The organism is Kitasatospora sp. GP30 (assembly GCF_029892145.1).
Taxonomy (GTDB): Bacteria; Actinomycetota; Actinomycetes; order Streptomycetales; family Streptomycetaceae; genus Kitasatospora; species Kitasatospora acidiphila.
This window is the reverse complement of the sequence record NZ_JARZAH010000040.1, coordinates 64554-71324: the sequence shown is the minus strand read 5'-3', so window position 1 is coordinate 71324 and position 6771 is coordinate 64554. Positions and strand designations below refer to the sequence as shown.

The following is a 6771-nucleotide window of genomic DNA, read 5'->3' as shown; positions in this document are numbered from 1 at the left end:
TGCTCGGTGACCGCCCCTGGCCCAGCCGAGCCACAGCACGGACCGCGATCTTCGAGTGGATCGAAGCCTGGTACAACATACGCAGGCTGCACAGCAGCCTCGGTTACCGCAGTCCTGCCGAGTACGAGACCGTGCTGGCGGCCTGACCACCGCACCAACGGTGTCCGTCAAAGCGGAGCAAGCTCAGACCCCGGTGCGGTTCGGTGAACCGTCAGAGCGCTTCCCCAAGCACTGGACCGTGATGACGTGGGTTCCCGGCGAGCCGCTGGACCACGCCTCGATCAGCCGCGGCGACCACGCGGCCGACACGCTGGCGGGCTTCCTCCGGGCGCTCCACGTGGAGGCGCCCGCCGAGGCGCCGATCTCTACGGACTACGGTGCCCATCCCAGGGACTGCACGGAGGGCTTCGACCACTTCTTCCAGGCCGTTGTCCCCGACGACATTGCTGCCGACGTCCGGGCCGTCTGGGACGACGCCGTTGCGGCCGACGCGTGGGAGGGCCCGCCGGTGTGGGTGCACGGCGACCTCCATCCCGCGAACGTCGTCGTCTCGGACGGAACGCTCTCGGGCATCGTCGACTTCGGTGCCATGTTCGCCGGCGATCCGGCGTGGGACCTCGCCGCCGCATGGGTGCTGCTGCCCGCGGGCACGGCCTCACGGTTCTTCGACATGTACGCGCATGCAGACGAGGCGGCGATCCGGCGCGCCCGCGGGTTGGCTGCTATGAAGAGCCTGTTTCTGATGCTCATGGGGCAGAACGGAGATCGGGGCTTTCCCGGCGGCAAGCCGCACTGGGGACCTGCAGGCCGGGCGGCACTTGATCGTGTTCTGAAGGACGTTTGACGCACGCTTTTGAATCGGTTCTCGATCTTGGTTGAGGCCATGCGGCAGCCCACCTTCGTGGATTCATCGATCACCACGCGTGGTGGGGATGCCAAGGGCCATGGCCGTATGCTGCCCGTGGCCCCGATCGAGCTGGCTCAGCTTCTCCTCGGCCCCGGCCAGGCTGACCTGGAGACCCTCGACCTCGCCGAGCCAGCCTTCCGTCTCGGCTTCGGCGATTCGGGCGATCAAATTGTCGCGGATCTCTGCAAGCCGTGCCCGTTGGGCCGGGTCAGGCCGGAGGAGCGAGCATCTGACACAAGCGTGCTCATGGATGCAGGGGGGTCCGAAGGCGCGTGCGCAGGTGCCGATGGACACCTTCCGCTTCTCGAAGTGGGCGAGGAAGGCGTCCCACTCCTCCTCTGTCGGGATCCGGTACTCCTCGCCGGGACGGGAGGCCCGTCGGCGGGCGATGAACGCCCGGTGGGCCTCGATCGTCCCGGCAGGGTAGACCGCCTTGTATCCGATCGTGGTGTCGATGCTCTTGTGACCGCAGATGACCTGGGCAATGTGCGGGGGGCAGTCCGTTCATGATGGCGTCGGTGACGAAGATCCTTCGGAAGTCGTGGGGAGAGAAGGACAGTGCTTCACCTTCGGCGTTGGTCAGCCCGGTCGCGGCCAGCGCATTGATCAGCAGTTTGCGGATCGCGGTCGGCGTGAAAGCGCGGTGCTCGGAGCCGATGCCGCGCTGGAACAGCAGCGGCATCGGCGGGTTCCAGACCTTCTCGCGGACGTCATAGGCGGCCACCAGCGGAACCATCCCGCCGGGGCCGCGCAGTCGACTGATGATGGCGCTGAGGACGTCGGCGAGTTCCGGGCTGACCAGCAGGAGTCGCTCGGTGTCGGTCTTGGACGGAGCGATCTGCAGCAGCGGGACGACCTCGCCGGTGGCCGGGAGCCGGTACTGGGTGATGCTGTGGTGCGTGAGTTCCAGGAGTTCCTCGTTGCGAACGCCGGTCAGACGCAGGACCTCGATCGCGGCGAACGCCCAGAAGGCTTCCTCTTCTTCATAGGACAGGTTCCGTCGGCGCCCGCTGGAGGTCTCTTCGGCCCACGTGAGGTGGCCTGCGGCTTTCGGAGCGATGGCTCTGCGCAGGGCCCCGCCGGTGCCGGGGATCAGTTCTCCGGGCTCGGTGTCTCCCGCCGCCTGGAGCAGGCCGGCGGCTTCGCGGCGCCGCCGGTCGGTGGTGCTGACCAAGATTGGAAGGACGGGCAGCCGCTCGCGGGTGCGCTGATCCATCCGGGCTTTGCGTCTCTTGCGTTCCTTTGCCTTGCGGATCTCGTCGTCGCTGATCGGACAGGGCACGGCCCATGGCCCCCAGCGGGCCGGTTCCTCGGCCGCCCATTGCGCGATGTCGAGGTAGAACGCTCGGACGCGCATGAGTTCGTCCTTGGCGTTGAGTCGCGGGCTGGTGACCTCGACGCTCTTGCCGTCGGGGCCGACGACGTTGCGCTTCTTGACCTTCAGGTCGTCCTTCCAGGCGCGAGCCACGGCCGGGGGCAGCCGCAGTGAGCCGATTCCCGGCGCCAGGGCTTCGATCCGGGCCCAGAACAGGCCCGCGAGTGTGCGCGAGATCGCGTCCAGGCTGGCGAAGTCCAGTGATGGTTGGCGCTCGCGCAGATAGTCCACGATCACGTCGCGTACCGGTTGGCATCGGATCTGGTAGCGGTCCACCAGCTCTTCGATGCTCAACTGGCCGAGGGCGAGCCCGAAGGCACGAATCGTGGCCGGGGCGTCCTCGGGGAAGATGCCCATGGCCCGCAGCCGCAGGTAGAAGTCGACCTTCTTCTGTCCGCCGCGGGCGTGCACACGGCGCTGGGTATCGACGAGCTCCACGCAGTCGCCGACGGTGATGTCGCCGATCCGTCCGCCCTCGCAGGCCAGCAGGGTGGCGACCCGTTGCCGACACCGAGACGTCCGGCTGCCTGGGCGGGGCGTCGGTGGCCCGCTCGACGGGTTGCTGGTGCTGCGATCGGAAACGATCACCGGGTCGGCGGTGGTCGAATGGTTGGTGCGGGGGGCGATGATGAGGGTATGACCGCTAGCTCTCGCGCCCAGTCGTTCGATGTAGCCGCAGCTCAGTACGCGGCGAGTCGGCCTTCCTATCCAGCCGAGCTCTTTGACTCCATCGAGGAGTTCGCAGGCCGTGGTTTGGCGGGTGCCCGGGTTGCCGATGTCGGCGCGGGTACCGGAATCGCCAGCGTGCTGCTGCGGGAGCGGGGAGCGGATGTGATCGCTGTGGAGCCAGGGGAGGCCATGGCTGGTGAGTTCCGCCGGGCACTCCCGGGCGTGCCGATCGTGAGGGGTGACGGTAATGCTCTGCCGTTGGCGTCAGCTTCCTGTGACCTCATCACGTATGCGCAGTCCTGGCAGTGGACCGATCCCGGCCGGTCCGTCCCGGAGGCGTTGCGTGTCCTGGGAGCGGGCGGTGCGCTGGCGATCTGGTGGAACACCACGGCCTTCGACGTGCCGTGGATCCGCGAGCAGCACGGGCGCATCGCGCGCCACTGCGGGGTGAAGCCGAGGTCTGCGGTGCGCCCTTCGGACAGCGATGCCGTCCGGCTGGCGGGGCTGACGGGGCTGCGGGTTGTGCGCCGGCAGGTGCGCTGGAGCCGTGCCGTCTCGCTGGACATGCATCTCGCCAACATTGGCAGCCGGTCGGCATTCCTCGTCCTTGAAGAGGCCGCCCGTCATGCGTTCTTCGTCGATGAGCGTGAGCGGCTGGGCAGGCTCTTTCCCCGCGAGGAGGTGGAGGAGAGCTACGTGGTTGATCTCCTGGTGGCGCTCCGCCCCTGACATTGTGCGGCTACGGTGCGGGCCGGTGCGGTCATGCCGCCGACGCGAGTGGTCGGCCGCCCCAGCGAATGCCTTTCTCGCTGCGGATGCGGGCGTGTTCATTGCTCCTACGACCATGGGAAACAAAACTCATGTCGAGCCACCTCCGGTCGAGGTGCTCAGTTGATGGTCAGTCACAGGGCCGGGCTCGGTTCCAGCGGCGTGAGGCGGCCGCTGATCCGGTGGAACAGGAGTGCCTTGGTTCCCGCCTGCAGGAGGTTCGCGCAGATCAGCGCCGTCCACAGGGCGGCGAGGCCGCCGGTGTCTGCGGCCGGCACGGCGCTGAGGCAGAGGACTCCGAAGATGACCGCTGTCGACACCAGGCTCGGCAGGGTGCGCTTGAGCCCGAGCATGCCGAAGCCGGCGATCGCCTGAAGTCCGTCGGTGATCACGACGGCGCAGATCAGGGGGAGTTGGTCCTGTAGCGACTGCCGCAGCGAGGTGTCGCCGCTCAGCAGCGGGATGATCGAGTGGCCGAAGACCAGCAGCAGCACGCCCAGTGCACCGATGCCGCAGACCACGACGCCCGCGCCCGCGGCCACGCTGCGCCGGGTCTGCGGGATGTCGCCGTCGCGGACCGCTCCGGCCACGATCGGCACGGTCGCCTGACCGATCGCCACCGCCAGCGTGTAGATCAGGTTGACCAGGGTCTCGGAGACACCGTGCACCGCGGCCTGCTGGGTGCCCAGCCGGGCGGCGGCGAAGGTCAGCACGCCGAGCACCACGAACTTGATCAGGACGGTGCCCGCGAGCGGGATGCCGACCCGGGCGAGCCGCAGCATCGCCGCGAAGTCGGGGCGGCCCGGGCTGAGTGGGGCGCCGGCCAGCACCGGGACCCGGCGCAGTGCCAGCTGCATCCGGGTGGTGGTGACCAGACTGGACGTCAGCATGGCGATCCCGGCGCCGTCCAGGCCCAGCGAGGGTACCGGACCGATGCCGCCGATCAGGGTGACGGAGAGCACCACCGCGATGGCGGTGCCGACCAGGCCCGCGCGCATCACCAGCTTGCCGTGGTCCAGGGAGACCAGCACCGAGGTTGCGGAGGCGCCGATCGAGGTCGAGATCACGCTGATGCCCAGCAGCAGTGGAAAGGCGCCGAGGTGATTCAGCGTCTGCTCGGGGATCCCCGCGGCCTGTCCGATCACCGAGATGCCACCCACGGCGAGCGCGCCGAGCACACCGACCGTGAAGCCGAGCCACATGCCGTTGCGCACCAGCGGCACCATCCGGTCCGGATCGTCCTCGGACTGGGCGATAAAGGGCATCACGCCGCGGAGCACCCCGGTGGCGGTGGCGGTGGCGGGGCTGTACACCGCGATGGTCACGGCGAATGCGGCCAGCGAGGAGGTCGCGCGCCGCCCGAGCATTGCGCTGTCCACCAACGCGCCGGCCGAGGCCGCGACCATGGTGAGGTAGAGCGGCAGGGCGGTCAGCGCGATCCTGGCGAAGGCATTCGAGTGCAGCCTGCTCGCAGCTGTCATGAGATTCCCCACCGTAGATGCGTCACATGTGAAATGGTATTGTTTTTTCCGTGTGTGGATCAACGACGATCGGAGGCACTCTGTGGAACAGCAGGACGGGTCGCGCGGTGTCGAGAGTCACGACCGCGCGGTGCCAGCCGCGTTGGGCGAGTCCTTCCGGCAGGGCTGGGCGGATACGAGCCTGAAGCTGTCGCCCGTTTCCGGGGCGGCGTACGCGGCCAAGCGGCGCGCGGCGGTGTCCGAACGGTTCCCCGGTGAGCGGATCGTCATCCCGTCGGGTGGGCTCAAGGTCCGGAGCAATGACTTCGACTACGCGTTCAGGCCGCACTCCGCGTTCATCCACCTCACCGCTGAGCAGGGGGCGAACGCGGTCCCCGACAGTGTCCTGGTCTTCGAGCCCACCGGGACCGGGCACTCGGTCACCCTATACACCCGGCCCCGGTCACCGCGGGACGGCGGGCCGAACGGCACGGAGTTCTACCGCAGCCGCCAGCACGGCGAGTTCTGGGTCGGGAGGCGCCGGACGCTCTCGGAGACCGCCGACGCCTTCGGGATCGAGGCCGCTGCACGCGACGACCTGCAACGAGCCCTCGGCGGGAACGTCCCCACTCGAGTGCTGCGCGGCGAGGACGCGCTGGTCGACGCACTGGTGCCGCCGTCCTCCCGGGACGAAGCCGAACTGGGCACTTTTCTTTCGGAGTTGCGGCTGGTCAAGGACGAGTGGGAGATCGAGCAGCTGCGCGCGGCCGTGGGGTCCACGGTCGCCGGGTTCCACGACGTCGTCGGCGAGCTGCGCCACGCCACCGGCCTGGCGCGGGGCGAGCGCTGGATCGAGGGCACCTTCAACCGGCGTGCCCGGCTTGACGGTTACGGCCTGGGATTCGACACCATCGCGGCTGCCGGCGCGCACACGTGCGTCCTGCACTGGATGCGCAACGACGGCCCGGTGCGGGACGGGGACCTGCTGTTGCTGGATGCCGGTGTCGAAGCCGACTCCTTCTACACCGGCGACGTCACCCGGGCGCTGCCGGTCAGCGGACACTTCACAGATGTTCAGCGCCGGGTCTATGACCTGGTCTTCGCCGCCCAGTCGGCGGGCATCGCAGCGCTGCGGCCCGGGGCGCGGTACAGCGACTTCCACAACGCCGCGATGCGGGTCATCGCCGAGGGCCTCGACGGCTGGGGCCTGCGGCCCGGCGGCACTGCCATCGACCCCGACCCCGCGCTGTACGGCCGGTACACCGTCTGCGGCTCGGGCCACATGCTCGGCCTCGACTGCCACGACTGCGCCGGCGCCCGCAGCGAGACCTATGCGGACGGCGTGCTCCAGGCGGGCCACGTCCTCACCGTCGAGCCGGGACTGTACTTCCAGCCCGATGACCTGACCATCCCCGAGGAACTGCGCGGCATCGGCATCCGGATCGAGGACGACTTCCTCATCACGGCCGACGGCCCGGTCTGCCTGTCCTCGGGCCTGCCGCGCGGCGCGGACGAGGTCGAGGCATGGATGGCGTCCCTGCGATGAGCGCATACCGCTCACTCGTGGACCAGCTCTGAGACCCGACCACCGC

The 6771-nt window shown here is 69.0% G+C and carries 6 protein-coding genes and 1 pseudogene; 4 read left to right on the top strand and 3 right to left on the bottom strand.

Going from position 1 to position 6771, the window contains the following annotated elements:
• Positions 1 to 146, top strand: a 146-nt coding sequence (locus P3T35_RS33945) for an integrase core domain-containing protein (protein ID WP_280709029.1), incomplete at its 5' end; no start/stop codon positions are given.
• Between the two features lie 41 nt (positions 147 to 187).
• A pseudogene (locus P3T35_RS33940) lies at positions 188 to 844 on the top strand (phosphotransferase); the annotation flags it as partial.
• Between the two features lie 63 nt (positions 845 to 907).
• On the opposite strand, the gene P3T35_RS33935 reads toward P3T35_RS33940, so the two are convergent.
• Both P3T35_RS33935 and P3T35_RS33930 read right to left on the bottom strand, forming a co-directional pair.
• Positions 908 to 1075 carry a hypothetical protein gene (locus P3T35_RS33935; protein WP_280709023.1) on the bottom strand — a complete coding sequence of 56 codons (168 nt, stop codon included), beginning with the start codon at positions 1073 to 1075 and terminating at the stop codon, positions 908 to 910.
• A gap of 76 nt (positions 1076 to 1151) precedes the next feature.
• Positions 1152 to 2870: a site-specific integrase gene (locus P3T35_RS33930; protein ID WP_143677023.1), complete on the bottom strand. Its 1719-nt coding sequence runs from the start codon at positions 2868 to 2870 to the stop codon at positions 1152 to 1154.
• A 48-nt stretch (positions 2871 to 2918) separates the two neighbouring features.
• Here P3T35_RS33930 and P3T35_RS33925 point away from each other — a divergent pair, with 48 nt between their 5' ends.
• Entirely contained in the window at positions 2919 to 3680 is a 762-nt protein-coding gene (locus tag P3T35_RS33925; protein ID WP_180356800.1) for a class I SAM-dependent methyltransferase, read from the top strand.
• Positions 3681 to 3853: 173 nt separating this feature from the next.
• On the opposite strand, the gene P3T35_RS33920 is transcribed toward P3T35_RS33925, so the two are convergent.
• Positions 3854 to 5200 (bottom strand): MATE family efflux transporter, encoded by a 1347-nt coding sequence (locus P3T35_RS33920; RefSeq protein ID WP_101384291.1) that lies wholly within the window; start codon positions 5198 to 5200, stop codon positions 3854 to 3856.
• Between the two features lie 181 nt (positions 5201 to 5381).
• Here P3T35_RS33920 and P3T35_RS33915 point away from each other — a divergent pair, with 181 nt between their 5' ends.
• Positions 5382 to 6725 carry a Xaa-Pro aminopeptidase gene (locus P3T35_RS33915; RefSeq protein WP_280709027.1) on the top strand — a complete coding sequence of 448 codons (1344 nt, stop codon included), beginning with the start codon at positions 5382 to 5384 and terminating at the stop codon, positions 6723 to 6725.
• The last annotated feature ends 46 nt before the right edge of the window (positions 6726 to 6771 follow it).

Bases quoted from the DNA above. Each gene is read 5' to 3' on its own strand.
- P3T35_RS33925 (WP_180356800.1), top strand. From the start codon at position 2,919: ATGACCGCTAGCTCTCGCGCCCAGTCGTTCGATGTAGCCGCAGCTCAG.
- P3T35_RS33920 (WP_101384291.1), bottom strand. From the start codon at position 5,200: ATGACAGCTGCGAGCAGGCTGCACTCGAATGCCTTCGCCAGGATCGCG.